This is a genomic window from Micromonospora sp. WMMA1947 (assembly GCF_027497355.1).
GTDB lineage: Bacteria > Actinomycetota > Actinomycetes > Mycobacteriales > Micromonosporaceae > Micromonospora.
Map to the genome: position 1 here is coordinate 4,570,220 of NZ_CP114909.1, position 25,821 is coordinate 4,596,040.

A 25,821-nucleotide genomic window follows, 5' to 3' on the forward strand; every position below is an offset into this window, starting at 1 on the left:
TCCTCCGTCATCGCTAACGAACACGGTTTCCATTACCGATTGAGCACACCATGCCACGGAGGGCCCGTCAAGGACCGGCGCACGCGAAACGGCGGGCGGACCCAAGGCCCGCCCGCCGCCCGGCGGTGCGATGTGTCAGCGCAGGTGCGCCTCGATCGCCTCGATGACGCGGGGACGCAGCTCGGCGGCACGGATCACCGCGTCGACCGAGCCGACCTCGACCGCGCGCTGGATGCTGTGCACCCGGTCGAACTCTGCGGCCACCTCGCCCAGCTTCTCCGCCCGCACCGAGGCGCGCAGCTCGTCCAGCTCGGCGGTGAGCGTCGCCCGCTCGGTGCCGGCCGCGGCGGTGACCCGGGCCTCCAGGCCGCGTACCCGGGCGTCGGCGGCGGTGCGGGCGGCGACCTCGCCGGCGAACACCACGGCGGCGGCGGGCGCGCCACCGAGCACCGAGGCGAACGACCCCTCGATCGCCAGCACCGTCATGTCCGGGTTGAGCGCCTTGGAGAAGACCACGAACGCGCCGCCGTGGTAGCGCGAGATCACGCAGAACACGATCGGGCCGCGGAAGTTCACGATCGCCCGGCCGATCTCCGCGCCGTACTCCAGTTGCAGCTTGCGCATCGACTCGGGTGAGCCGTCGAAGCCGGACAGGTTGGCGAGCACGACCAGCGGCCGGTTGCCGCTTGCCGCGTTGATCGCCCGCGCGGCCTTCTTCGACGAACGCGGGAACAGCGTGCCCGCGGTGTACGTGTCCGGGCCGTCGGTGGGCGGGAAGCCGTGCCGCGGCACCGAACGCGACTCGATGCCGAGCAGGCACACCGGGATGCCGCCGAGGTGCACGTCCTGCACCACCGCCGTCTCCGCGTCGGCCATGCCGGCCCACCGCTCCAGCACCGGGTGGTCCTGGTCGGCGAGGGCCCGCATCACGGTACGGATGTCGAACGGCTTCTTGCGGTCCGGGTTGGCGGTGGCGGAGAAGATCTCGCCCACAGTGGCGAAGTCGCTGCCGGCCACCGCGTGCGGGTAACCGCAGATGTCCCGGTCCACCGGGTCCATCGTGACGGCCCGGCGCGGGGCGTGCTCGCCGGGCGCGACGTACGTGTGGTCGTAGTGCGCCATCAGCACGTCCCGTGCGGCCGGCAGGTCCGGCGCCCAGTACTGCGCCTGCCCGTTCGGCCCCATCACCCGGTCGTAGCCGCCGATGCCGAAGTTGTCCTCGGCGGAGACGCCGCCGGAGAAGTCGAGCGACTGCTTGCCGGTGAGCACCATCGCCGAGTCCGGCGTCATGACCAGCACGCCCTTGGTGTGCATGAGCATCGTCGCCTCGGCGTTCCAGTACGGCTGGGCGCCGACGTTGATGCCCGCCACCACGATGTTGATCTCACCACCGTCCTGGGTGAACTCGACGATGCGCTTGAGCGCCGCGGCTACCCAGTCCATGTTCTCCGTGCCGGAGGTCATCGAGATCCGGGCGCCGGCGCTCAACGCGTACCACTCCAGCGGCACGCCCATCCGCTGCGCCAGGTCCAGCGCGGCGATCACCCGCCGGCACTCCGGCTCGGACAGCGCGCCCAGCGCCTTGGTCGGGTCGCCGAGCAGCACTACCCGGGTCACGCCCTGCGGGTGCCGCGGCGTCGGGGTGGTCACCACGCCGGCCACGATCGCCGCGGTGTTGCGGCCCTTCGGCCGGTCCACCGGCACCAGCTGGTGGTCGGCGTCCAGGTCGTGCTCGACGAAGTCACCGAGCAGACCGGTCAGCTCGTACGGGTAGACCGTGTTGCGGCCGGCCGCGCGCAGCACCTTCAGCCGGTAGTCGTCCAGCGGCTCGACCGGCTCGACCGGCGGCTCGCCCACCGTCAGCTGCGCGTGCCCGCTCACGTCGAAGGTGATCCGCACGCCCACCTTGGTGAGCTCGCCGGTACGCCGGTCGCGCTGCCGCGCGATGAACAGGATTTCCTCCAGCTCGGCGCCCACAGTGGTCGGGCGTACCCGCCCGGCGATCAGCTCCATCTCCTCGCGGGTCAGCTCGCTCGGCGGCCACACGTAGATGACGATCCGGTTGGTCGGGAACCGCGACTTCGACGGCCGCCTCGACTGCGCCCGGCGGATCGAGTCGATGCAGGCCGCCACCGTGTCCTCGGTGGTCGGCAGCGCCACCAGCCGGCCGTCCTGTTCCCGCAGCTCGGTCAGGTCACGCACCTGCGCGAACGCGACCAGCCGCTGGTCGGACGGGTTCTGCCGGGCGACCGCCTGGAACAGGTAGACCTCCTCGTCCAGCGACGGCAGCCGGGTCAGGTCGAACTCGCGCAGCCGTTCCAGGTGCATCCGCTGCGCGATGTACGGGTGCAGGCCTCGGATCAGCCGCTCCTCGACCATCCCGCCGCCCTCGGCGGGGCGGAACGTGACGTGGTGGTGCATCACCGCGCCCGCGCGCCCGGCGACGGTGGTGGTGAGGCGGCGCACCTGCTGCGGCAGCGGGTGCGCGTTGACGACCTCCAGCAGCGCGGCGGCGGTGGCGCCCAGGTCCTCGGGCTGGTTCTCCCAGGCCAGGTAGACGTCCGCGTCGACGGCCTCGCAGTCCCGGGCCACCTCGGCCAGCCCGCGCAGCGCGTCGCCGAGGGCGTCGAAGCGTACGGCGGCCGAGACCACGCTCGACCCGTCGCGCCCGGCCACCACGAACGTGCAGCCGCCGGCGGCGCGGGTGCTGACCTCGGTGAGCGCCTTGTTGCCGTAGTACCGGCGGGTCAGCACCTCCAGCATGGCCGCGTTGTCCAGGTCGTTGCGGACCAGGCGCTGGCCGAGCAGCCGCACCAGCGGCTCGGTGCTGCGGACCATCTCGGCGATCCGTTCGGCGCGGTCCGGCGAGTCCGGCTGCGCGTCGAGGTGTCGCAGGTGGGTGCGGACCTGGGCGTAGACCCGGGCCCGGTTGCGGCGCAGCAGCGGCTGGGCGAACCAGGCGAACACCACGCCGCGGGCCAGGTCGGCGACCACCGGGAAGCGGACCTGGGTGGCCGCGACGAGCCGCTCCAGCGTGAGACCGGCCGGCTCGCGCAGCGCCTCGTCCGGCGGCGGCTCGCGCAGCCAGGAGCGCAGCAGCGCGGCGATCACCGTGGCGTCCGCGGCGGCCCGCTGCTGGGCCAGGAAGATCCGGAAGACCGCGGCCTCCAGGTCGGGGGAGCGGTCCAGCTCGGTGACGCCGTAGTGGGCGAGCGCCTTGGCCAGGCGGGTCCGGAACGACTCCGGGGAACCGGCCCGCTCGACGTCGAGGCTCTGCAGGTAGGTGTGGAAGTACTCGCGGGCGCTGTGCACGTGCCCGCCCGGCCCGTCGTCGCCGCCGGGCCGGTTACGGCTCAGCTCGGCCAGGTCGGCGAAGACGTTCACCAGTTCCAGTTCCTCGGCCAGCGGCCGGTGCCCGGCCTCGGTGGCCGCGCGCCGCGCGTCCAGGTAGTCGTCGAGCACGCGGCGCTCGTCGTGCGGGTCGACGTCGTAGCCGAGCAGAAGCGAGCACAGGTCCTCCTGGCCGCGTTCGGCCCGCGACCGCGCCGGCACGTCGGCGGGCGCGGTGGGCAGGTCCAGCTCGACCGCCGGTCCGGCCGGGCCGGCGGCCGCCTCGTCGCCGGACTCCGCGAGCGGTTCCAGGCGCAGCAGCGGTGCCCCGGCCTCCACCTGGGTGCCGACCGCCACCGACGACTCCTTGAGGCGGGCCCGGAACGGTGCCCGCAGCACCGTCTCCATCTTCATCGCCTCCAGCACCAGCACCGGCGCGCCGGCCTCGACCTCCGCGCCGACCGCGAGTGGCGTGGCGACCACCAGCGCCGGCATGGGCGAGCGCAGCACGCCGCCCTCGTCGCGGCTGATCCGGTGCGTCACGCCGTCCACCTCGACCAGATGGACCGGGCCGTGGGTGTCGGTGAGCAGGCGGAACCGGGCGCCGTTCACCGCGATCTGGCCGGTGTGCCGGTCGAAGCGGTCCAACTCGACGTCGGCGGTGCGCACGTCGCCGCCGGCCTCGACGCCGACCCGGAACCGGTGCGCGCCGACTCGGGCCACCCGCATCCGGTAGGTCACGCCGCGCAACTTCAGGTCCAGCGGCCGGCCGCTGCGGTGCTGCACCTGCGGGCGTCCACCGGCCGCCGTGGACAGCAGACGCTGCCGTTCGGCGGTCTCGTCCTCCTCGTACGCCTCGATCGCGGCGGCGGCGAGCGCCACGGCGGAGTGCCGGTGCGCGACCAGCCGGCCCTCGCCGCGTACCCGGTCGATCCAGCCGGTGTCCGCGCTGGCGTCGATCACCTCGGGCTGGTCGAGCAGGTCGAGCACGAAGCTCTTGTTCGTCGCGCCGCCGGCGATGACCACTGTGGTGTTCGCCATCGCCCGGCGCAGGCGGCCCAGCGCCTCGTCCCGGTCCCGGCCGTACGCGATGATCTTGGCGATCATGGAGTCGAAGTCGGCCGGGATGGTGTCGCCCTCGCTGACGCCGGTGTCGACCCGGATGCCGGGCCCGGCGGGCAGGTCCAGCCGGGTGATCCGGCCGGGGGAGGGGGCGAAGTCGCGGTCCGGGTCCTCGGCGTTGAGCCGCGCCTCGATCGCGTGCCCGCGCTCGACCGGCGGCTCACCGGTGAGCTGGCCGCCGCCGGCCACGTGCAGCTGCGCCTTGACCAGATCGAACCCGGTGGTCGACTCGGTGATCGGGTGCTCGACCTGCAGGCGCGTGTTGACCTCCAGGAACGCGAACAGCCGGTCGCCCGGGTGGTAGAGGAACTCGACAGTGGCCGCGCCCCGGTAGCCGACGGCGACCGCCAGCCGCTCGGCCGACGCCTTCAGTTCCGCGGTCTGCTCCGGGCTCAGCACCGGCGACGCGGACTCCTCGATCACCTTCTGGTTGCGCCGCTGCACCGAGCAGTCCCGTACCCCGAGCGCCCACGCGGTGCCCTGACCGTCGGCGATCACCTGGACCTCGACGTGGCGGGCGCCGGTGACCAGGCGCTCCAGGAAGACCACGCCGCTGCCGAACGCCCGCGCCGCCTCCTGGCTGGTGCGCTCGTAGGCGTCGGCCAGCTCGGCGTCGCTGCGGATCACCCGGATGCCGCGCCCGCCGCCACCGGCTGTGGCCTTGAGCATCAGCGGGTAGCCGATCGAGGCCGCCGCGCGCAGCGCGTCCTCGAGGCTCTCCACCGCGCCGCGGCTCCACGGCGCGACCGGCACGCCGACCTCCTCGGCGATCAGCTTCGCGCCGATCTTGTCGCCGAGCTTGCGCATGGCATCAGGGCTCGGCCCGACGAACGTCACGCCGATCTTCTCGCACAGCTCGGCGAACGCCGGGTCCTCCGCCACGAAACCCCAGCCCACCCACGCGGCGTCCGCGCCGGTCTCGACCAGCGCGCGCTCCAGGGTCTTCAGGTCGAGGTACGGGCGGGCGGACGCGGGGCCGAGGTCGTAGGCGATGTCCGCCTCGCGGACGAACGTGGCGGTACGGTCGACGTCGGTGTACAGCGCGACGGTCTCGATCCGGCTGCCGGTCTCCGCGGCCAGTTCCCGGACCGCGTGGATGAGCCGCATCGCGGCCTCACCACGGTTGACGATGGCGACACGGGTGAACACGTGACCGTCCCCTTCGGTTGACCCACTCCTGCGCGCCGGGCGCGGCGATGCCCCCGGCTTGCCTCACCCTTCCGGCTGTGCGCGGGCGGCGCCATGTCGTAACGGCCGAAGCCTGAGCGGGGACCGTTGTAGGAATCGAACAAAAGTTTTTAGCCAGCCACTCACTACCAGCCGGTACGCGATACGGCGCCGGACCCGTGCGGGTCCGGCGCCGTGACGTGCCTGCGGTGCGGGCTCAGCCCGGGATGTCCCGGGGGTCGCGCTCGCGGGGGTACGTGTTCTTCTCGCCGATCGTGCCGTCCTGCTTCTTGATCACGTGCTCGGTGCCGCGGTCGGCCGCCATCTCCCGGCCGGCCGCTTCGGCCTCCGCCTTGGTGTCGTGGCGGCTGCTCGCGCGCTCGTTGCCCTCCGGGCGGTTCTTCCACTGCCCGTCCTGCTGGTAGGTGTCGATGTCGCCCTTCGCCATGCCGTCGTCTCCCTCGTTCGCGTGTCCGATGACAAATGTCTGCCCACGGGCGCGGTGCGTTAATCCTGCGGTAGCTCAGCCGTTTGCCGGAACAGCAAGCTTCCTTGCTGTCCGGTCCGGGGCGACGCACGATGGCGGGGCCGGTCGGCAGACGACCGGCGGCGAGGAGGCAGATATGACGGGGCACCACCACCACGAGCACCCGGCGGCGGACACCGACCCGGCCCGGTTCTGGGACGAGCGGTACGGCCAGCGGGACCGGATCTGGAGCGGCCGGGTCAACCCGGTCCTGGCCGAGGTGGCCGCCGCGCTGCCCCCGGGCACCGTGCTCGACCTGGGCAGCGGCGAGGGCGGCGACGCGGTGTGGCTCGCGTCGCACGGCTGGCGGGTCACCGCCGTGGACATCTCGTCCGTCGCGCTGGACCGCCTCGCCGTGGAGGCCGAGCGGGCCGGGGTGGCCGACCGGATCACCACCGTCCGGCACGACCTCACCCAGGGCTTCCCGCCCGGCCGCTACGACCTGGTGTCCGCGCAGTTCTTCCAGTCGCCGCTGGTCCTGCCCCGGGAGGAGGTGCTGCCCCCGGCGGCCGAGGCGGTCGCGCCCGGCGGCCGGCTGCTCGTCGTCGAACACGGCGCGCCGCCGCCCTGGGCCGGGCCCGACACCGGCCATCACCGGTTCGCCGAACCGGAGGAGATCCTGGCCGCGATGAGCCTCGACCCGGACGCCTGGGACACCGAGCGGCTGGGCGCGGCGCGCCGTACCGCCACCGGCCCGGACGGCCAGACCGGCGAGTTGATCGACCACGTGGTGCTGGTGCGGCGCCGCTGACCGCGCGGCGGGACAGGAGCGCCGTCGGGCACCTTGTTGCACTATGTTGGCAACAGCAATGCTGCGGCAACAAAAGTGGAGGATCGATGGCGCTCTACACCCTGCCCGACATGCCCTACGACTACGGCGCCCTGGAGCCCGCCATGTCCGGCGAGATCCTGGAACTGCACCACAGCAAGCACCACGCGGCGTACGTCAAGGGCGCCAACGACGGGCTGGAGCAGCTCGCGGAGGCGCGTGCGAAGGGCGACTTCGGCCGGCTGGTCGGGCTGGAGAAGACGTTCGCGTTCAACCTGTCCGGGCACGTGCTGCACACCATCTTCTGGGGGAACCTGTCGCCGGACGGCGGTGACCGCCCGGACGGCGAGCTGGCCGCGGCGATCGACGAGCACTTCGGCTCGTTCGACGCGTTCGCCGGCCAGCTGTCGGCGGCCACGAAGAGCGTGCAGGGCTCCGGGTGGGGCGTACTCGCCTGGGAGCCGCTGGGACAGCGACTGATCGTCGAGCAGGTCTACGACCACCACGGCAACGTCGGCCAGGGCACCACGCCGCTGCTGGTCTTCGACGCCTGGGAGCACGCCTACTACCTGCAGTACCGCAACGTGCGTCCGGACTATGTGGACCGGCTGTGGAACCTCGTGAACTGGTCGGACGTGATCGCACGCTTCGACGCCGCCCGCGCCGCGACGCCGAAGATCTGATCCGGTGAGCGGGCCCACCCCCGAGGCGGCGGAACTGGTGCAGCGCGCCGCCGGGGTGATCGCGGCCAAGCACCGGGGTGACCTCGCCGGTGCCGAGGATCTGCTCGCCGCGTTCCCCGGCGAGCAGGCCCGGACCCTCGGCTTCTACCTGCTCGCCGACCTGGCTCTCGGCCTGGTGCGGGCGAGCAGTGGGCAGAGCATGGACGACCTCGTGCGGGAGTTGTCCCTGCTGATCGCGGCCACCGCCGGCCGCCCGCCCGCTCCGAGCTGATCCCGGTGCCCGCGGGTCACCCGCCCACGGGCACCGACCCGGCCGCCCGCGCGGGCGGCCGGGTCAGCAGCAGCACCAGCAGCCCGGTCGCGCACAGCGCGGTGCTCATGCCGTACGCCCACCGGTAGCCGACCTGCGCGGAGAGCCCGAGCAGCGGCCCGGCGAGCATGGCGCCGATCGGGAACGTGTTGGTGAACAGCGTGGTGGCCCGGCCCGGCTCGCCCGGCAGCAGATCCTGCACGTAGGCGATGCCGACGCCGGACACCGCGGCGATGAACAGCGCGTTCACCGGCTGCGCGAACAGCAGGACCGGCACGCTCGGCGCCAGCGCGGCCGTCGCGTAGTAGGCGACCCCGCAGGCGCCGCCGACCAGGACCAGCAGTCGCAGCCGGACCCGCGCGGTCAGCGCGCCCAGCCCGAGGATCAGCGGGATCTCCAGCGCCGCGCACAGGCCCAGCACCAGCCCGGCGCGGGAGGGGTCGTCGTTCAGTTCGGTGTCGATGAACAGCGGCATCGCCTGCACACCGACCGTCAGCGGGCACTGGAGCAGGACGAACGTGAGCGCCGTCAGCGCCAGCCGCAGCCGGGACGCGCCGGGTGGGCCGGGCGCGGCGCCGTCCGGGTCGGCCGCGACCGGCCGCGCCGGCAGCGGCAACTCCTCCAGCCGGAACGCGGCAACCAGCGCGGCCAGCGCGTACATGACGGCGGCCATGCCGTAGACCAGGCGGAAGCCGCCGACGTCGAGCAGCACCGCGGCCAGCGCCGGCCCGGCGACCCACGCCAGCGAGAACACGGTACGCATGAGGCTGACGCCGAACGCGGCCCGCGCCGGATCGTCCCTGTCGAACAGCGCCCGGGTGTACGCGAACGACTGCGGGAACAGCGAGTTCGCCAGCGCGGTGGCGGTCGCGGTCAGCCCCAGCAGGATCCAGTAGTCGCGGACGTACGCGGTCAGGCCCGCGCCCACCACGCCGGCCAGCGCGGCGCCGACCAGCAGCGCGCGCCGGATCGGCAGGCGGTCCGACAGTCGGCCGATCAGCGCGGAGGCGACCACCCCGGACAGCGGGGCGACGACCAGGAACACGGTCACCCGTACCGGACTGGCGTGGACCTCCCGGTCGAGGAACAGCGACAGGAACGGCAGCACCACGGCGGTGGACAGACCGACGGTCAGGAAGACCACACCCAGCGGGAGCAGCCGGAATCGGCCGGCGCGCACCGCCGGCCTGGTGTCCACAGCCATGCGGCGGACTGTACGCCGCGGCGGCGCGGCGGCCGACCGGGTTTCCCACCGTCCGGGTCAGCCGACGGCGGTGGGGGAGGGCGGCGCGCTGCCGCCCTGCGGCGCCTCCGCCGTCATCAGCCGGACGATCTCCGCCCGGTCGGCGGCCGACGGCATCCCCCACTCCGGCCGGTAGCCGAACGCCCGGTCCAGCGGGATCGACGAGGTGCGGCCGTCGAGGATCTCCACCGCGTCGGTGCCGATCAGTCCGGGGTGCTCGACGCCGCACGCCTCGGCCACCTTGACCAGGTCGCGGCGCAGCGTACGGATGTAGTTCGCGGCCCGCACCGACTTGCGGGCCGGGTCCAGGCCCCGGGCCAGCCAGGCGTTCTGCGTGGCGACGCCGGTCGGGCAGGTGTCGGTGTGGCACTTCTGCGCCTGGATGCAGCCGATCGCCAGCATCGCCTCCCGCCCGACGTTGACCATGTCGGCGCCGAGCGCGAACGCCACCACCGCGTTGTCCGGCAGGCCGAGCTTGCCCGCGCCGACGAACACCACGCTCTCGTGCAGGTCGCGCTCGGCGAACGTCCGGTAGACCCGGGAGAAGCCCTGCTGGAAGGGCAGCGAGACCGAGTCGCTGAAGATCAGCGGTGCCGCGCCGGTCCCGCCCTCGCCGCCGTCGACGGTCACGAAGTCCACCCCGCGGCCGGTGTCGCGCATCAGCGTGGTCAGCTCCTCCCAGAACCCCAGGTCGCCGACGGCGGACTTGATGCCGACCGGCAGGCCGGTCTCGGCGGCGAGCAGTTCCACCCAGTCCAGCAGGCTGTCGCAGTCGGAGAACTCGGCGTGCCGGGACGGGCTGACGCAGTCGCGTCCGGCCGGGATGCCCCGGGTGGCGGCGATCTCGGCGGACACCTTCGCCGCCGGCAGCAGCCCGCCGAGGCTCGGCTTGGCGCCCTGACTGAGCTTGATCTCCAGCGCGCGGACCGGTGCCGACGCCACCAGGTCCTTGAGCCGCTCCAGGCTGAACCGGCCCTGCTCGTCCCGGCAGCCGAAGTAGGCGGTGCCGAGCTGGAAGACCAGCTCACCGCCGTTGCGGTGGTACGGCGACAGCCCGCCCTCACCGGTGTTGTGCAGGCATCCGGCCAGCGCGGCGCCCCGGTTGAGCGCCTCGACCGCGTTGCCGGACAGCGAACCGAAGCTCATCCCGGAGATGTTCACCACCGACTGGGGGCGGAACGCGTGCGCCCGGCCGCGCGCCGCGCCGAGCACCTTGGCACAGGGCAGCGTCACGTCGTGCCCGGCGGTCGGCGCCGACGGCGGGACCGTCCGGCCGAACGTGCGGTGCTTGATGATCGGATAGCCGGAGGTGTGCTCGATGTCGTTGTCGGTGCCGAACCCGAAGTAGTTGTTCTCCTGCTTGGCCGAGGCGTACACCCAGCGCCGCTGGTCGCGGGTGAACGGCCGTTCCTCGTCGTTGCCGGCCACGATGTACTGCCGCAGCTCCGGTCCGATCGACTCGATCAGGTACCGGGCCCGGCCCAGCACGGGGAAGTTGCGGCGCAGCGCGTGGTCGCGTTGCAGCAGGTCCCGCGCCGCCAGCGCGGCGACGGCGGCGACGGCTGCGGGTACGGCTCTTCTCGCCCAGCTCATCCCGCCACTCTTTCCGGCCCGGCACCCGGTCAAACGCCTGATGGAACCCGGCCGCCCCGGGCGGTGTCATGGAAGCGGACGACGGTGGAGGCTGCCCTGGACGACGACGACCTCGTCACCCGCGTACGCGCCGGCGACCGGGAGGCGTACGACGCCCTGGTCGCCCGGCACACCGCGTCCGCGTACCGGACGGCGGTGCTGCTCGGCGCCGGGCCGGACGCCGAGGACGTGGTCCAGGAGGCGTTCGTCAAGGCGTACCGGAAACTGTCCCGCTACCGGGCCGAGGCGTCGTTCCGGTCCTGGCTGCTCGCGATCGTCGCCAACGAGACCCGGAACCTGCACCGGACGCGTACCCGGCGGGACGGGCTGACGCTGCGCGCGGCGGCGGCGGACCCGGTCGCGGCGGCCACCGCCGAGGACGGGCTCGACGCGGTGCTGGCGGCCGAGCGCCGGGCCGCGCTGGTGGCGGCGCTGCGCCGGCTGCCCGCCCGGGACCGCGAGGTGATCGTCTGCCGCTATCTGCTCGACCTCGGCGAGGAGGAGACGGTGACGGTGCTGGGGGTGGCCCGGGGCACCGTGAAGTCCCGGACCCACCGGGCGCTGACGAAGCTGCGCGCACTGCTGGACCGGGAGGTGGCACACCGTGGATGACCTGGAACGGGAGCTGCGGGAGCTGACCGGCTGGCTGGAGCCGGCCCGGACGCCGGACGTCACCGCGCGGGTCCGCGCCCGGCTCGACGCGCCCGCACCTCGTCGCCGCCGGCGGTACGTGCTGGCCGCCGCGCTCGCCCTGCTCGTGGCGGTGCTGCCGCCGGGGCGGGCCGCGCTCGCCGACGCGGTGACCGGGCTGCTGCGGTTCTCCGGGGTCGTCGTCGACAGCGCACCCGCGCCGCCCCCGACGGGTACGCCGTCGCCGCTGCCCGCGCAGCACGAGGTAGCCCTCGCCGAGGCGCAGCGGCAGGTCCGCTTCCCGATCCGGGTGCCGGCCCGGCTCGGCGCACCGGAACGGGTGCTCGTCGCCGATCCGGACGGCACCGGCGCGCACCGGGTCGCCAGCCTGCTCTACCGGGGCGGGACGGTCCGGCTGGACGCCTTCGACGGTTCGCTCGACATCGTGTTCCACAAGCGGTCCCTCGGTGCGGACGTGACGCTCACCCACGTCGGCGGCGAGTTCGCCATCTGGGTCGGGGGTCCGCACGCGCTCGCGTACGTGGACCGCTCGGGCACGGTACGGGTCGCCACCGCGCGGTTGTCCGCCGCCACGCTGATCTGGGAGCGGGCCGGAGTGAGCTACCGGCTGGAGGGCGACCTGACCCGTGAGCAGGCGCTGGACGTCGCGTCCTCGGTCCAGTGAGCGGCGGGAACCTCGGGGCGCCGGGCGGTGTCCTGGTGACGAGAGTCGTCGACGGGGGAGGCCGGATGTCCGTTCCGAGAAGAGTCCTGCTGGTGCCGGTCGTGCTGCTGGCCGGGTGCACCGGCCCGGCCGCGCAACCGGCCGGCGGGCCGGCCACGGGCACCGTGCCCGCCACCGGACCGTCCACGCAGGCGACCTGTGCCGAGCGGGTGGAGACCGGCCGGCTGCCGGACTGGGCGGACGCCGGGTTCACCGGCGACACCCGGATCCGGCACGTCTTCGGCACCCGGGGCGACATCGTGGCGATCCTGTTCGCGTACCCGCTGGTGCACGCGCGCGGCGACGGCGCGAACAACAAGATCCTCTGGGTGTCCCGCCCCGAGCCCGGCCGGTCCGAGCCGGCGCCGCGGACGCCGCTGGTGATCACCGCGACGCGGGACGGGACGGACACCCCGGTCGTCCGGGAGGTGGCGAGCGGGCCCGGGCCGTCCATCGTCGACCTGCCGGCCGCCGGGTGCTGGCGGCTGCGGCTGGACTGGTCCGGCCGCAGCGACACGATGGATCTGGTCTACCGGCCGTCGTCCCGCTGACCGGCATGGCCGCTGCCGGTCCGGGTAACGCTGCGTCATGGCGAAGTACACCGAGCCGGAACTGCGGGAGCGCCTCAAGGCGGAGATCCGCGCCTCCGACAAGGGCGGACGGCCGGGGCAGTGGTCGGCCCGCAAGTCGCAGCTGCTGACGAACGAGTACAAGAAGGCCGGCGGGGGATTCGAGGGCCCGAAGGACGCACGGCAGCGCTCGCTGCAACGCTGGGGTGGCGAGAAGTGGCAGACCCGCAGTGGTGACACACGCGCCCGCAATGGCGGCGAAACCCGTCGCTACCTGCCCAAACGGGCGTGGGAGGAGCTGTCGGAGACCGAACGCCGGGCCACCGACACCCGCAAGCGCCGGGCGTCGCGCTCCGGCCGCCAGTACGTGCCGAACACCGGCCCGGCGAAGCGGGCCCGGCGGGACGCGACCGCCGTCCAGCAGATCAGCGAGTTGCCGGTGACCGAGGCGGTCAAGCTGGTCCGCGACCTGGACACCCGTCAGCTCGACGCGGCGCTGCGCCGGGAACGCGGCGGCAAGGCCCGCAAGACACTCATCGGACGGCTGGAGTCGGAACTGGGCCGGCGCCGGGCGGCGTGAGCGCGGACCGGCCGGACACAGGCGGCGGGGCCGGTCACCGGACCGGCCCCGCCGTGGTGCGCTCGCCGCCTAGCGGCGCGGGTGCTGCGGGATGCGCGGCAGCACGTAGGGCGGACCCGAGAAGATCAGGTCGGCCTTCAGCTCGTGGTACGCGAGCTTCGGCTGGTAGTTCTCGTCGTACACGGTGGCCAGGCCCTCCGGCGGGTCGGAGAACGCGCCGGGCACCCAGGAGTGCTTGTCGGTGAAGCCCCAGAGGGTGAACGACAGGCAGTGCCGCTCGGCCAGGCAGGCCTGCATCAGCACGCTGAAGCCCGCCGCGGACGCCTGCAGGCGCGGGTTGATCTCCGCGGAGTCGCCGGCCTCCACGCCCTCGGTGATCTGGCTGCGCACGTCCACCTCGGTGAGGGCCGTGGCCAGCCCGAGCCCGGCGAACTTGCGCAGCGCCGCGACCACCTGGAGCGTGCTGAAGTTGCCGTACTGGGTGCCCAGGTGGCCCTGTGCGCCCACGCCGTCGATCGGCACGCCCTTGGCCCGCAGGTCACGGGCCATGTTGTAGACGAACTGCGTCTTGTCGTCGGCCGGGTTGCCGGAGCCGAACGCCTCGATGTTGTAGTCGTTGTAGAACAGCAGCGCCTTCGGGTCGGCGGCGCGGGCCCAGCGGAACGCGTCGGCGATGTAGCCGGGGCCGAGGTTCTGCGCCCAGAACCCCTTGTAGTGCAGGGTGGACGGGGTGTCCCAGGGGTCGCTGACCGCCTCGTTTACCACGTCCCACTGCCAGATCTTGCCCTTGAAGTGGGTGACCACGGCGGTGATGTGGTTGCGCAGGATCTGGCGCAGCTCGGCCTTGCTGATCGAGCCGTCCGCGACTCCGCTGGTCAGCCACGCGGGCAACTGGTTGTGCCAGACCAGCACGTGGCCGCGGACCCGCTGGTTGTTCTTACGGGCGAACTCGATCAGCTCGTCGGCCGGGCCCCAGTTGTAGGTGCCCCGGGTGGGCTCGAGGCTCTCCCACTTCATCACGTTCTCGGCGGTGACTGTGGAGAACTCCGACGCGGCCAGCTCGCGGTACCGCGGCTCGGAGGCGTCGTTGAGTGCGGCCATGTCCACCGCGGTGCCCACGTACAGGCCGTGGCGCTTGGCCAGCTCACGCAGGCTCTGCGCGGCCGGGTCGTACGGGCGTCCGGCCGTCGCGGGGACGACGTTGAGGGCGGTGGCGGTCGCGACGGCGACGGCGCCGGCGGCGAGCCATCGTCTCAGCTTCATGGTCGTTCCTTTCGGGAGGGTGCGCGCGGCCGAGGGCCGGCGGTGGCGGTGCCGGAGACGCCGCGCCGTGGAACGGATCGGCGGGCGCCAGGATGGACTGACGATGCGGCTTCCGAAACTTCCGGACCAGCTTCCGGAAGTAGCCCGAAACATTACGGACGCCGATAGCCGTCCGTCAATCACCGGGGCGGGAGGGTGTGGCGGCGCCTCAGCGCAGCGGGTGGCAGGAGGCGCGGACGACCAGCTCGGTGGGGAGCTGGATGTGCGTGTCCCGCTCGACGCCGGCGATGAGGTCGATCAGCAGGCGCAGCGACTCGGCGCCCATGCGTTGCAGCGGCTGCCGGATCGTGGTGAGCGGCGGGTCGACGAGCGCCGACTCGGGGATGTTGTCGAAGCCGATGACCGACAGGTCCTCCGGTACGCGCAGGCCGAGGCCGCGGGCGACATCCACAGTGGAGATGGCGGAGAGGTCGTTGCCGGCGAAGATCGCGGTCGGCCGGTCGGCGAGCGCGAGCAGGTCGGCCGCCGTGCTGGCGGCGGTCTCGGTGCGGAAACCGCCCACCCGCACGAGCCGCTCGTCCACCGGCACGCCCGCGTCGGCCATCGCCTTGCGGAACCCCGCCTCGCGCAGCCGGGCCGACTCCAGGTCGGGGCGGCCGCTGATGTGCGCGATCCGCCGGTGCCCGAGCGACAGCAGGTGGTCGGTGGCCAGCACCGCGCCGGCGAAGTTGTCGGAGTCGACCGTGGGCAGGCCGGACGGGCCGGTGTGCGGGTCGACGGCCACCACGTGGAAACCGTGCTTGGTCTCGACCACCGTCGGCGTCACGATCACGGCGCCGTCGATGAGCGTGCCGGACAGCCGCGCCAGGGAGCGCCGCTCCCACCCTATGGCCGCGCCCTCGCCGTCCCCGCTGGAGTAGGCGAGCAGTTGGTAGCCGCTGCCGGCGACCTCGCGGGACGCGCCCTTGAGCAACTCCGTGGAGAACGGCTCGAACTCGGCGACCAGGATGCCCAGCACGTTCGTCCGGTGGCTGCGCAGGCTCTGCGCCCCCAGGCTGGCCTCGTACCCCAGCTCGTGGATGACCTGCTGGACGCGTTCGACGGTGGCCTGCGCGACGCCGTACCGGCCATTGACAACCTTCGATACAGTTGCCACCGAGACGCCGGCCGTACGTGCCACGTCCGACATCTTGACGCGCTCCTGGAAGACCACGCCGACGATGATAGAGGGCTCTCCCGGGCGGATCGAAGACGATGTCGAAAACGTTATCGATACCGATTGACTTCACGTTACGGCCCTGTAAAACTCCCCGGCAGGTAACCCGGCTATGTGGTCGAGGAGACATCTATGGCGATGAAGCGCCGTGCTGGTGCCGTCCTGGCACTGTTTGTGACAAGCGCCCTGCTGGCCTCCGCGTGCAGTGGTGGTGGCGAGGAGGAGAAGGCCGCCGAGAGCGAGCTGTACAAGAACCCGGTGACGCTGACCTGGTGGCACAACGCCTCGCAGGACGGCCCCGGCAAGACGTACTGGGAGAAGGTCGCCAAGGACTTCTCCGCGGCCCACCCGACCGTCAAGATCGAGATCGAGGCGATCGAGACGAACCAGCTCCAGCGCACCCGGCTCCCCGCCGCGCTGCTGAGTAACGACCCGCCGGACATCTTCCAGGCCTGGGGTGGCGGCGAGATGCGCGAGCAGGTCGAGGCCGACTACCTCAAGGACATCACCGACCAGGTGAAGGGTGAGGTGGCCGACATCGGCAGCCCCGCCGAGATCTGGCAGGTGGAGGGCAAGCAGTACGGCCTGCCGTTCCGGATGGGCATCGAGGGCATCTGGTACAACAAGGACATGTTCGCGAAGGCGGGCATCTCGGCGCCGCCGACCACCTTCGAGGAGCTCAACGCCGCTGTCACCAAGCTCAAGGCCATCAACGTCATCCCGATCGCCCTGGGCGCCGGTGACAAGTGGCCGGCCGCGCACTGGTGGTACAACTTCGCGCTGCGCGCCTGCTCGGTCGACACGCTGAAGAAGGCCTCCAAGGACCGGACCTTCGACGACCCGTGCTTCGTCAAGGCCGGTCAGGACCTGAAGACCTTCATCGACACCAAGCCGTTCCAGAACAACTTCATCGCCACGCCGGGCCAGAACGACCCGACCAGCGCCAACGGCCTGCTCGCCAACGGCAAGGCCGCGATGGAGCTGATGGGCGAGTGGAACCGCGGCACGCTGGACACCGTCGCCACCGACAAGGCGGCCCTGGGCAAGTTCCTCGGCTGGTTCCCGGTGCCGGCGATCTCCGGCTCCGCCGGTGACCCGAAGGCGGCCCTCGGCGGCGGCGACGGCTTCGCCTGCTCCAAGAACGCACCGGCCGAGTGCGTCGAGTTCCTCAAGTACATCGTCAGCCCCGAGGTGCAGAAGGGCTACGCGGCCACCGGCACCGGCCTGCCGGCAGTCAAGAGTGCTGCCGACGGCGTGACCGACCCGGCGCTGAAGTCCATCCTGGAGTCGACCGCGTCGGCCACCTACATCCAGCTCTGGCTGGACACGGCCTTCGGCAGCACCGTCGGCACCGCGATGAACGACGCGATCGTCGCGATCTTCGCCGGCAACGGGACACCTGAGAAGGTCGTCTCGGCCATGAAGGCGGCCGCAAGCAAGTGACGTCCGCATCGCAGACCCGTACGCCCGCCGTCGGCGCGCAAGCGCCGCCGGCGGGCCTCCGGCCCGGCGGCGCACGGGCCGCCTCCCGCCGTGCCGAGACCCGTCGCAAGTGGTACGAGATCATCGGTCTGACCACGCCCGCGATCGTCATCTACGTGATGTTCGTGCTGGTGCCGATGGGCTTCGCGTTCTACTACAGCCTGTTCCGCTGGCGCGGCGTCGGCCCGCCCACCGAGTACGTCGGCTTCCGCAACTACACGCTCGCCTTCCAGGACCCGATCTTCCTCGACGCGCTGCGCAACAACGCGATCATCGTGTTCGGGTCGCTGCTGATCCAGGGCCCGGTCGCGCTGGGCATCGCCCTCCTGCTCAACCGCCGCTTCCGCGGGCGCTCGGCGTTCCGCCTGCTGGTGTTCGTGCCGTACGTGCTGGCCGAGGTCACCGTCGGCATCATGTGGAAGCTGATCCTGACCGAGAACGGCACGCTCGACGCGCTGCTCCAGTCGATCGGCATGGGCGGCCTGGTACAGGCGTGGCTGGCCGACCTGGACGTGGTGATCTGGACGCTGCTGTTCGTCCTCACCTGGAAGTACGTCGGCTTCGCCATCATCCTGCTGCTCGCCGGCCTGTCGAACGTGCCGCCGGAGCTGAACGAGGCCGCCGAGATCGACGGCGCGAGCTGGTGGCAGATCCAGCGCCACGTCACGCTGCCGCTGCTCGGCCCCACCATCCGGATCTGGATGTTCCTGTCGATGATCGGCTCGTTGCAGGTCTTCGACATGATCTGGGTGACCTCGGTGCCGGCGGTACGGTCCCTCGGCGCCTCGGCCACCATGGCGACGTACATGGTGGACAACGGCTTCTTCGCCCGCCTCTGGGGCTACGGCAACGCGGTGGCCGTGATCCTGTTCGCCATCTCGTTCGTCGCGGCGTTGCTGTTCCAGCGGTTCCTGCTCCGCCGGGACATCGAGGGCGCCATCACCCGGAAGGGGAAGTGACAGTGGCCGTGAACTCCGTATCCGCCCCCTCGGCCGGGCGCCGGCCGGTGCAGTGGAGCTCCCCGCTGACGTACGCGATCGCGCTCGCGGTCGCGGCCGTGTCGATCGCACCCGTCGTGTACGTCGTCGTCGGCGGTTTCCGGACCACGCCGCAGATCGTGAACGACCCGGCCGGCCTGCCGGACCCGTGGGTCTGGGACAACTACTACCGGGTGCTGACCCAGAGCGACTTCTGGAAGCAGGCGTTCAACAGCGCCGTGGTCGCCCTCGGCACCACGCTCGGCGTGGTGGTGCTCGGCATGGCCGCCGCGTTCGTGCTCGCCCGCTACACGTTCCGGGGCCGCGAAGGTCTCTACACCTTCTTCACCCTCGGCCTGCTGTTCCCGGCCGGCGCGGCGATCCTGCCGCTGTACCTCATGCTGCGCGACCTGAACCTGATCAACTCCTACTACGCGGTGATCCTTCCGCAGGTGGCCTTCTCGTTGCCGCTGACGATCGTCATTCTGCGGCCTTTCCTGTCGGCCATTCCGCGGGAGCTGGAGGACGCGGCCGCCATCGACGGCGCCGGCCGGCTCGGCTTCCTCTGGCGGATCGTGCTGCCGCTCTCGCGGCCCGCGATCGTCACCGTCGGCATCCTCGCGTTCGTGGCGAGCTGGAACGCGTTCCTCCTGCCGCTGCTCGTCCTCGGGGACGTCAACCTGCACACGCTGCCGCTGGGCGTGCAGAACTTCTCCAGCCAGTACACCACCGACACCGCGGGCGTCCTCGCCTTCACGTCGCTGGCGATGTTGCCGGCGCTGCTGTTCTTCACCCTGGCGGAGAAGCAGATCGTGGGCGGTCTCCAGGGCGCGGTCAAGGGCTGAGCGGCAGCGGCACCAGCACAACCAGTGGAAAGGCACACCATGACAGAGGTCCACGCGGTGGTGGACGGGCCGGTACCGGCTCAGGCAGGGTCGGACCACGACCGGCCGGACGGGCACGGCGCCGAGGCGCGCGTACGGGAACTGCTCGCTCGCATGACGATCGAGGAGAAGGTCGCGCAGCTCGTCGGGTTCTGGGAGAAGGAGGACGGTGAGGCGGTCGCGCCCCTGCAGGGCGAGTTCGCCTCCACCGGCCGGCTCGAGGACTTCTCCCGGCACGGGCTGGGTCACCTCACCCGCGCCTACGGCACCCGCCCGGTCGACGCCGCGGCCCGGGCGGCCTGGCTGTGGAAGTTCCAGCGGGACCTGGTGACCGGTACCCGGCTGGGCATTCCGGCGATCGTGCACGAGGAGTGCCTGACCGGCCTGTCGGCGTGGAAGGCGGCCACCTTCCCGACGCCGCTGGCCTGGGGCGCCGCGTTCGATCCCGACCTGGTCGCCGAGATGGCGGCGGCGATCGGGGCCTCGATGCGCGCGCTCGGCATCCACCAGGGACTGTCCCCGGTGCTGGACGTGATCCGGGATCCGCGCTGGGGCCGGGTCGACGAGTGCATCGCCGAGGATCCCTACCTCGTCGGCACCATCGGGACCTCGTACGTGCGTGGGCTCCAGTCACAGGGCGTGCTCGCGACGCTGAAGCACTTCGCCGGCTACTCCGGCTCGCGGGCCGGGCGCAACTTCGGCCCGGTGCACGCCGGTCCCCGGGAACTCGCCGACGTGCTGCTGCCGCCGTTCGAGATGGCGATCCTCGACGGCGACGCGCGCAGCGTCATGCACTCGTACGCGGAGATCGACGGCGTACCGGTCGCGGCCGACCCGACGATGCTCACCGACCTGCTGCGGGACCGGTGGGGCTTCGACGGCACGGTGGTGGCCGACTACTACGGCGTCGCCTTCCTCAGCCTGCTGCACCACGTCGCGGCGGACAACGCGGAGGCGGCCGTGCAGGCGCTGAGCGCCGGCCTCGACATCGAGCTGCCCACCGGCGACGCCTACCTGACCCTGACCGAGTCGGTGCGGGCCGGGGCCGTCGACGAGGCGCTGGTCGACCGGGCGGTGCTGCGGGTCCTGCGCCAGAAGCAGGAACTCGGGTTGCTCGACGCCACGTTCGACGACGAGCCGCCGGGCGCGATCGACCTCGACTCGCCGGAGCACCGGTCGATCGCCCGCCGGCTCGCCGAGGAGTCGGTCGTCCTGGTCGCCAACGAGGGGGTGCTGCCGCTGCCGGCGGGCCGCCGGGTGGCGGTCGTCGGTCCGAACGCCGACCGGCAGGGCGCGCTGTTCGGCTGCTACTCCTTCCTCAACCACGTGCTGGCCCACCACCCGGGCGTGGAGACCGGCTTCGAGGTGCCGACGGTGCTGGAGGCGGTGCGCGCCGAGTTCGGCGCCGACCGGGTCACCTTCGCGGCCGGCTGCGAGGTGGACTCGGCGGACCGGTCCGGGTTCGACGAGGCGGTCGCCGCCGCGTCCGCCGCCGACGTGGCGGTCCTCGTGATGGGCGACCACGCCAGCCTGTTCGGGCGCGGCACCGTCGGCGAGGGCTGCGACCGGGACGACCTGGAGCTGCCCGGCGTGCAGCGCCAGCTCGTCGAGGCGGTGCTGGACACCGGCACCCCCGTCGTCCTGGTGCTGCTCACCGGCCGCCCGTACACGCTCGGCTGGGCGCTGTCCCGGTGCGCGGCGGTGGTGCAGACGTTCTTCCCGGGTGAGGAGGGCGCCGGGGCGATCGCGGGCGTGCTTTCCGGGCGGGTCAACCCGTCCGGCCGGCTGCCGGTCACCCTGCCCGGCTCGGCCGGCGCGCAGCCGTACTCGTACCTGCACCCGGAGCTGGGTGAGGGCATGAACGGCACCAACCTGCCGGCGACGCCGGTGGCGCCGTTCGGGCACGGCCTGTCCTACACCACGTTCGCGTACACCGACCTGACCGTGCCGGCCGAGGTGCCGACCGACGGGTCGCTGCGGGTGTCGGTGCGGGTGACGAACACCGGCCCGGTCGCCGGTGACGACGTGGTGCAGCTCTACGGCCGCGATCTGGTCGCCTCGGTGACCCGGCCGGTCGCGCAGCTGCTCGGCTACCGGCGGGTGCGTCTGGAGCCGGGCGCTTCGGTGACCGTCGAGCTGACCGTCCCCACCACGCGGCTGGCGTTCACCGGCCGCTCGTTCACCCGGGTGGTGGAGCCCGGGGAGGTCGACGTCTGGGTGGGCACGAGCGCCCGGCGCGACGCCCAGGCGCGGACGACGCTGACCGGGGACACCGCCGAGATCACCGCCGCCTCGCCCCGGTGGACGACGACCGACGTTCGCTGAGCCGGGTCCGCCGGTCGTCCACGGGGCGGCCGGCGGACCCTTTCACCTGATATCGGCGTTATGTCGTTTTTGGCTCACTAGGCTCCAGGATGTCATCCAGCTACGGCTGGATCCCGGTCGCCGGCACCCACAGGGATGCGTGAGTCACGATGATGGACGCGGACACCATGGTCCTGCCCCGGCTCGGGGACGCCGCGGTCGAGGACCCGTGGGGTGAGGACCGGCCGCGTCGGGCCGCCGCACGCACCGCGACCGGTGTGCCGGCGCGGTGGCGGATCGCGGCGTGGCTGGTGCCGGCGGTGCTGGCGGGTGCGCTCGGCGCCGCCCGGATCACCGCGTCGGGGCTGAGCGCCGGAGAACTGGCGACCCGCCAGGCGGTCACGTCGCGGTGGCACGGGCTCGGCACCGCGCTGACCGGCGACGAGGTCGCGCTCGGGCCGTACCATCTGCTGCTGCGCGGCTGGGCGGCGCTGTTCGGCGCGGCGGACCTCGCGCTGCGCGTACCCTCCCTGCTGGCTGTGGTCGGCGCCGCGGCCCTGGTCGGCGCGCTCGCCGCCCGGATCGCCACGCCCGCCGCCGGCCTGGCGGCCGGCGTGATCTTCGCGGTGCTGCCGACCTCGATCCGGTACGCGCAGGAGGCGCAGCCGTACGCCCTGGCGGTGTTCGCCGCCGTGCTCGCCACCTGGCTGCTGGTGCCGGTGCTGGACCGGCCGCGCCCGCGCCGGCTCGTGCCCTACGCCGGCGCGGTGCTGCTGCTGGGCCTGTGCCAGCCGGTGGCGTTGCTGCTGCTCGCCGGCCACGGCTGGGTCGTGCTGGCGTTCCGTCGCCGCGACGCCGTCAGGTGGCTGGCCGCAGTGGCCCTCGGGCTGCTCCCGGTCGCCGCCTGGTACGCGGCCGGCCTGCGCGACGGCGGGCATCTGGCGTCCGGCGCGTCGCCCGGTGCTGCCGTGCTGGCGGCCACGCCGGGGGACCTGTTCGGCGTCGCCGCGCTCGGCGGCGTGCTGGCCGGGCTGGCCCTGTTCAGTCTTCCGCTGCGGTACCCCGCCGCGATCTGCACCGCCTGGGCGCTGGTGCCGGCGCTCGGGCTGCTGGCGCTGGCGCAGGTCGTGCCGGTCTGGTCGGCGGGGAACCTGCTGTTCACGGTGCCGGCCTGGGCGGTGCTCGGCGGGGTCGCGCTGACCCGGGCGCGTGCCGTCGGTGCGCTCGCCGTGCCGGCGCTCGTCGCGCTGCTCGCGGCGGCCGATCAGCTTCCGTGGTGACCGACTGACGATCGGGCGACCTCTGCCTGATTCACCCCTTTTGCGGTTGATTGTCGGCTTAGCATTCGGGCGGCTCCTGAGCCGGATGCAGACCATGGGGGGAAACGTGGCCGTCGCCGCCGATACACGCCCGTCCCGCGCCACGACGGCCGGGACGCCGGGCGCCCGCCCGACCGCGCCCGTACCGCCCGAGGCACCGGGAGACCCGGACCGCCGGCAGCGCAACGTCCGCGCCCGCCTCGCGTACGCCCGCTGCGGCGCCACCGCCGGGCCGCTGCGGCCGCCCCGGCGCCCCGACGCGGCGGTCGAGTTCCGCCCCACCGCCTCGGTCGCCGCGCGGCTGGTCCTGACGCTGCTGGTGCTCGTCAACAGCGCCGCCGGGCTGATCTTCGTCGGCTGGCTGCTGCTGCCCCAGCACGTGCCCGGCCCCGGCGTCGTCGGGCTCGGCGGGTGGCAGACAGTCGCCGCCCGGCTCGCGTTCTGCGTGGTCGTCGGCGTGGAGCTGATCCGCCTGGCGCAGAACGTGGTGGTCTGGGTCTTCGCCTTCCACGCCCGGGACCCGGTGCCCGTCGACCCGCCGGTCGGCCTGCGCGTCGCCCTGCTCACCACGATCGTGCCGAGCAAGGAGCCGATCGAGGTCGCGGAGCGGACGCTGCGCCGGCTCCGGGAGATCGTCTACTGCGGGCACGTCGACGTGTGGATCCTCGACGAGGGCGACGACCCGGCGGTCCGGGCGATGGCCGCGCGGCTCGGCGTCCGCCACTTCACCCGCAAGGGCCGCCCCGAGTACAACCGGCCCGGCGGTGAGTTCCGGGCCCGGACCAAGTCCGGCAACCACAACGCCTGGCGGGCCGAGCACGAGCACCGCTACGACGTGGTCGCGAACGTCGACCCGGACCACGTGCCGTTGCCGAACTTCCTGGAACGCACGCTGGGCTACTTCCGCGACCCGGACGTCGCGTTCGTGGTGACCCCCCAGGTGTACGGGAACATGCACCAGAACTTCGTCGCCCACGGCGCCTCGGTGCAGCAGTACCTCTACAACGGGCTGATCGCGCGCGGCGGCAACGGCCTGGACGCGCCGCTGCTGACCGGCACCGGGCACCTCTACCGCCCGGCGGCCTGGCGGACCATCGGCGGCTACCAGGACTCGATCATCGAGGACCACCTCACCAGCATCCGCGTGCACGCCGCCGTCAACCCGGCCACGGGCAACCGGTGGAAGGGCGTCTACACCCCGGACGTGGTGGCGCTCGGCGAGGGACCGACCTCCTGGGCGGACTACTTCAACCAGCAGAAGCGCTGGGCGGCCGGGATCTGCGAGATCCTGCTCCGCCGCGAGCTGCGCACGCCGCGCGACCTGCCGTCGCGCCGCCGCTGGCAGTACCGGCTGCTCCAGTTCTACTACCCGAGCGTGGCGGTGAGCCTGCTGCTCGGTAACGCCGCCACCGCCCTGTACCTGCTGACCGGCGTCGACGCGGGCCGGCTCGACCCGCAGGTCTGGGCGACGCTGTGGGGGTCCACCATCGGCACCTGGTTCCTGCTCTGGCTCTGGCTGCGCCGTTTCAACATCGCCCCGCACGAGCGGGAGGAGGTGGGCATGACCGGCATGGCGCTCGCGCTGTTCGCCGGACCGGTCTACGTGGCCGCGGCGGTGGGCGCCCTGCTGCGCCGCAAGCTCGGCTTCGTGGTCACCGCCAAGGGCGCGTTGCGCACGGTGGAGTCGCCGCGTACGTTCCGGCTGCACCTGGGCTGGTCGCTCGCCGCCGCCGGACTGCTCGCGGCGAGCTTCGCGCTCGACCACGACTATCCGCTGCTGCGGGTCTGGCCGGCGCTGACGCTGCTGACCGGGCTCGCGCCGCCGCTGATCTCGTGGGTGGAGAGCCTGCGGGCGCGCCGGGGGAGGACCGCCGAACCGGCCCGGGAACCCCAGGTGGTGCCCCGGCCCGTGACCGACGGCGGTGTGCCGTGCTGAGGCCGACGCTGCCCCGGATAGGCCTGGCGCTGGCCGGGCTGCTGCTGCTCGCGTACGCCTTCGTGGTGGCGCCGGGCGCGTGGCGCGACCCGGGCACCGACGCCGCGGCGCGGCGGCCTGCCCCGGCCACGCCGCAGGCGAGCACCGACGTGCCGGCGGCGGCCACGCCGAGCCCGCGCGGTGGTCCGTTCCCGCCGGCCGGGCAGGCGTTCTTCGGCGTGATGACGGACAAGGGGCCGTACGACTTCGCGCCGGTCGACAGCTTCGCCGAGGCGGCCGGGCGGTCGCCGCAGGTGATGCTCTTCGGCGCCGACTGGGCGTCGGCGGCGTTCGACCGGAGCCTGTTCGACCGGATCGCCGAGCGGGGCATGATGCCGATGCTCGGCTGGGAGCCGTGGGACCACACAGTCGACCGGGAGGCCCGGCGCACCGACCTGACCGACAGGCAGATCGACCGGCTGCGCGCCACCCAGCCGGACTACCGGCTGGCCCGCATCGCGCGCGGCGACTTCGACGCGTACCTGCGCTCCTGGGCGCAGGGGGTGCGGTCGCTCGGCTACCCGGTGGCGATCCGCTTCGCGCACGAGATGAACGGCGACTGGTACCCCTGGTGCGAGCGGGCCAACGGCAACCGCCCCGGCGACTACGTCCGGGCCTGGCGGCACGTGCACGACATCTTCACCGAGGCCGGCGCCACGAACGTCACCTGGGTGTGGAGCCCGAACGCCCGCTGGGACAAGACGACGGCCGGGGTCACCGGGCTCTACCCGGGCGACGAGTACGTCGACTGGGTGGGCGTCACCGGCTACTACGGCAGCGGCGCGTTCACCAAGACGTACTGGTCGTTCGACCAGATCTTCGGCCCGACGATCGCCGAGATCCGCAAGGTCACCGGCAAGCCGCTCGTGGTCACCGAGACCGGCGCCGCCGACGCCGCCGGGCACAAGGCGCGGTGGATCCGGGACACGTTCCGCGCGCTGCCCCGCTATCCGAACCTGATCGGGCTGATCTGGTTCGAGGTGGACAAGGAGAAGGACTGGCGCATCGCCGGCTCACCGGCTGCGGCGACCGCGTTCGCGGAGGCGGTGGCCGCCGAGCGCTACGACGTCACCTGGTCGCCGGCGGTGCGGCCGCGTACCGGGACCTGACCCCGTT

The 25,821-nt window shown here is 72.8% G+C and carries 20 protein-coding genes; 14 read left to right on the plus strand and 6 right to left on the minus strand.

Going from position 1 to position 25,821, the window contains the following annotated elements:
- Nucleotides 1–135: 135 nt before the first annotated feature.
- Both O7604_RS21555 and O7604_RS21560 read right to left on the minus strand, forming a co-directional pair.
- The gene (locus tag O7604_RS21555; RefSeq protein ID WP_281577553.1) at nucleotides 136–5,601 is read right to left on the minus strand and encodes a carboxyl transferase domain-containing protein; all 5,466 of its coding nucleotides are present in this window, start codon (nucleotides 5,599–5,601) and stop codon (nucleotides 136–138) included.
- A gap of 235 nt (nucleotides 5,602–5,836) precedes the next feature.
- Nucleotides 5,837–6,067, minus strand: coding sequence for a DUF2188 domain-containing protein (locus tag O7604_RS21560; RefSeq protein ID WP_269705562.1), 231 nt, complete (start codon nucleotides 6,065–6,067; stop codon nucleotides 5,837–5,839).
- Nucleotides 6,068–6,242: 175 nt separating this feature from the next.
- Here O7604_RS21560 and O7604_RS21565 point away from each other — a divergent pair, with 175 nt between their 5' ends.
- From O7604_RS21565 to O7604_RS21575, 3 genes are all read left to right on the plus strand, one after another.
- A complete protein-coding gene (locus O7604_RS21565) occupies nucleotides 6,243–6,896 on the plus strand; it encodes a class I SAM-dependent methyltransferase (RefSeq protein WP_281577554.1) in 654 nt (217 codons plus the stop codon).
- A gap of 86 nt (nucleotides 6,897–6,982) precedes the next feature.
- The gene (locus O7604_RS21570) at nucleotides 6,983–7,597 is read left to right on the plus strand and encodes a superoxide dismutase (RefSeq protein ID WP_064445658.1); all 615 of its coding nucleotides are present in this window, start codon (nucleotides 6,983–6,985) and stop codon (nucleotides 7,595–7,597) included.
- A gap of 4 nt (nucleotides 7,598–7,601) precedes the next feature.
- Nucleotides 7,602–7,868 carry a hypothetical protein gene (locus O7604_RS21575; protein WP_064445659.1) on the plus strand — a complete coding sequence of 89 codons (267 nt, stop codon included), beginning with the start codon at nucleotides 7,602–7,604 and terminating at the stop codon, nucleotides 7,866–7,868.
- 16 nt (nucleotides 7,869–7,884) lie between these two features.
- On the opposite strand, the gene O7604_RS21580 is transcribed toward O7604_RS21575, so the two are convergent.
- Together O7604_RS21580 and O7604_RS21585 are read right to left on the minus strand one after the other, a co-directional pair.
- Nucleotides 7,885–9,111 carry a sugar efflux transporter gene (locus O7604_RS21580; RefSeq protein ID WP_281577555.1) on the minus strand — a complete coding sequence of 409 codons (1,227 nt, stop codon included), beginning with the start codon at nucleotides 9,109–9,111 and terminating at the stop codon, nucleotides 7,885–7,887.
- A gap of 57 nt (nucleotides 9,112–9,168) precedes the next feature.
- On the minus strand, nucleotides 9,169–10,743 hold the full coding sequence (locus tag O7604_RS21585) for an FMN-binding glutamate synthase family protein (protein ID WP_281577556.1): 1,575 nt from the start codon (nucleotides 10,741–10,743) through the stop codon (nucleotides 9,169–9,171).
- 84 nt (nucleotides 10,744–10,827) lie between these two features.
- Between O7604_RS21585 and O7604_RS21590 the strand changes: the two genes are divergently transcribed.
- From O7604_RS21590 to O7604_RS21605, 4 genes are all read left to right on the plus strand, one after another.
- Complete coding sequence (locus tag O7604_RS21590; protein WP_281577557.1) at nucleotides 10,828–11,394, plus strand: RNA polymerase sigma factor; 567 nt, start codon at nucleotides 10,828–10,830, stop codon at nucleotides 11,392–11,394.
- Entirely contained in the window at nucleotides 11,387–12,097 is a 711-nt protein-coding gene (locus O7604_RS21595) for a hypothetical protein (protein WP_281577558.1), read from the plus strand. Before O7604_RS21590 ends, O7604_RS21595 begins: the two co-directional genes overlap by 8 nt.
- 65 nt (nucleotides 12,098–12,162) lie before the next feature.
- The gene (locus O7604_RS21600) at nucleotides 12,163–12,687 is read left to right on the plus strand and encodes a hypothetical protein (protein WP_281577559.1); all 525 of its coding nucleotides are present in this window, start codon (nucleotides 12,163–12,165) and stop codon (nucleotides 12,685–12,687) included.
- A gap of 37 nt (nucleotides 12,688–12,724) precedes the next feature.
- Nucleotides 12,725–13,285 (plus strand): DUF5872 domain-containing protein, encoded by a 561-nt coding sequence (locus O7604_RS21605; RefSeq protein WP_269705570.1) that lies wholly within the window; start codon nucleotides 12,725–12,727, stop codon nucleotides 13,283–13,285.
- A gap of 69 nt (nucleotides 13,286–13,354) precedes the next feature.
- Here the strand turns inward: O7604_RS21605 and O7604_RS21610 are convergent, their stop codons facing one another.
- Together O7604_RS21610 and O7604_RS21615 are read right to left on the minus strand one after the other, a co-directional pair.
- The gene (locus tag O7604_RS21610) at nucleotides 13,355–14,548 is read right to left on the minus strand and encodes an endo-1,4-beta-xylanase (protein ID WP_269705571.1); all 1,194 of its coding nucleotides are present in this window, start codon (nucleotides 14,546–14,548) and stop codon (nucleotides 13,355–13,357) included.
- Nucleotides 14,549–14,756: 208 nt separating this feature from the next.
- Nucleotides 14,757–15,761: a LacI family DNA-binding transcriptional regulator gene (locus O7604_RS21615; RefSeq protein ID WP_269705572.1), complete on the minus strand. Its 1,005-nt coding sequence runs from the start codon at nucleotides 15,759–15,761 to the stop codon at nucleotides 14,757–14,759.
- A gap of 135 nt (nucleotides 15,762–15,896) precedes the next feature.
- Between O7604_RS21615 and O7604_RS21620 the strand changes: the two genes are divergently transcribed.
- The 7 genes from O7604_RS21620 (at nucleotide 15,897) to O7604_RS21650 (ending at nucleotide 25,814) form a co-directional block, all read left to right on the plus strand.
- Nucleotides 15,897–17,207: an extracellular solute-binding protein gene (locus O7604_RS21620; RefSeq protein WP_269705573.1), complete on the plus strand. Its 1,311-nt coding sequence runs from the start codon at nucleotides 15,897–15,899 to the stop codon at nucleotides 17,205–17,207.
- Complete coding sequence (locus O7604_RS21625) at nucleotides 17,204–18,205, plus strand: sugar ABC transporter permease (protein WP_281577560.1); 1,002 nt, start codon at nucleotides 17,204–17,206, stop codon at nucleotides 18,203–18,205. Before O7604_RS21620 ends, O7604_RS21625 begins: the two co-directional genes overlap by 4 nt.
- A complete protein-coding gene (locus O7604_RS21630; RefSeq protein WP_269705576.1) occupies nucleotides 18,202–19,068 on the plus strand; it encodes a carbohydrate ABC transporter permease in 867 nt (288 codons plus the stop codon). The genes O7604_RS21625 and O7604_RS21630 overlap by 4 nt, the downstream gene beginning before the upstream one ends.
- Before the next feature lie 39 nt (nucleotides 19,069–19,107).
- Nucleotides 19,108–21,432 (plus strand): glycoside hydrolase family 3 N-terminal domain-containing protein, encoded by a 2,325-nt coding sequence (locus O7604_RS21635; RefSeq protein WP_281577561.1) that lies wholly within the window; start codon nucleotides 19,108–19,110, stop codon nucleotides 21,430–21,432.
- Between the two features lie 149 nt (nucleotides 21,433–21,581).
- Complete coding sequence (locus O7604_RS21640; RefSeq protein ID WP_281577562.1) at nucleotides 21,582–22,691, plus strand: glycosyltransferase family 39 protein; 1,110 nt, start codon at nucleotides 21,582–21,584, stop codon at nucleotides 22,689–22,691.
- 94 nt (nucleotides 22,692–22,785) lie between these two features.
- Nucleotides 22,786–24,666 carry a glycosyltransferase family 2 protein gene (locus O7604_RS21645; protein WP_281577563.1) on the plus strand — a complete coding sequence of 627 codons (1,881 nt, stop codon included), beginning with the start codon at nucleotides 22,786–22,788 and terminating at the stop codon, nucleotides 24,664–24,666.
- On the plus strand, nucleotides 24,660–25,814 hold the full coding sequence (locus O7604_RS21650) for a glycosyl hydrolase (protein WP_281577564.1): 1,155 nt from the start codon (nucleotides 24,660–24,662) through the stop codon (nucleotides 25,812–25,814). Before O7604_RS21645 ends, O7604_RS21650 begins: the two co-directional genes overlap by 7 nt.
- Nucleotides 25,815–25,821 lie beyond the last annotated feature (7 nt).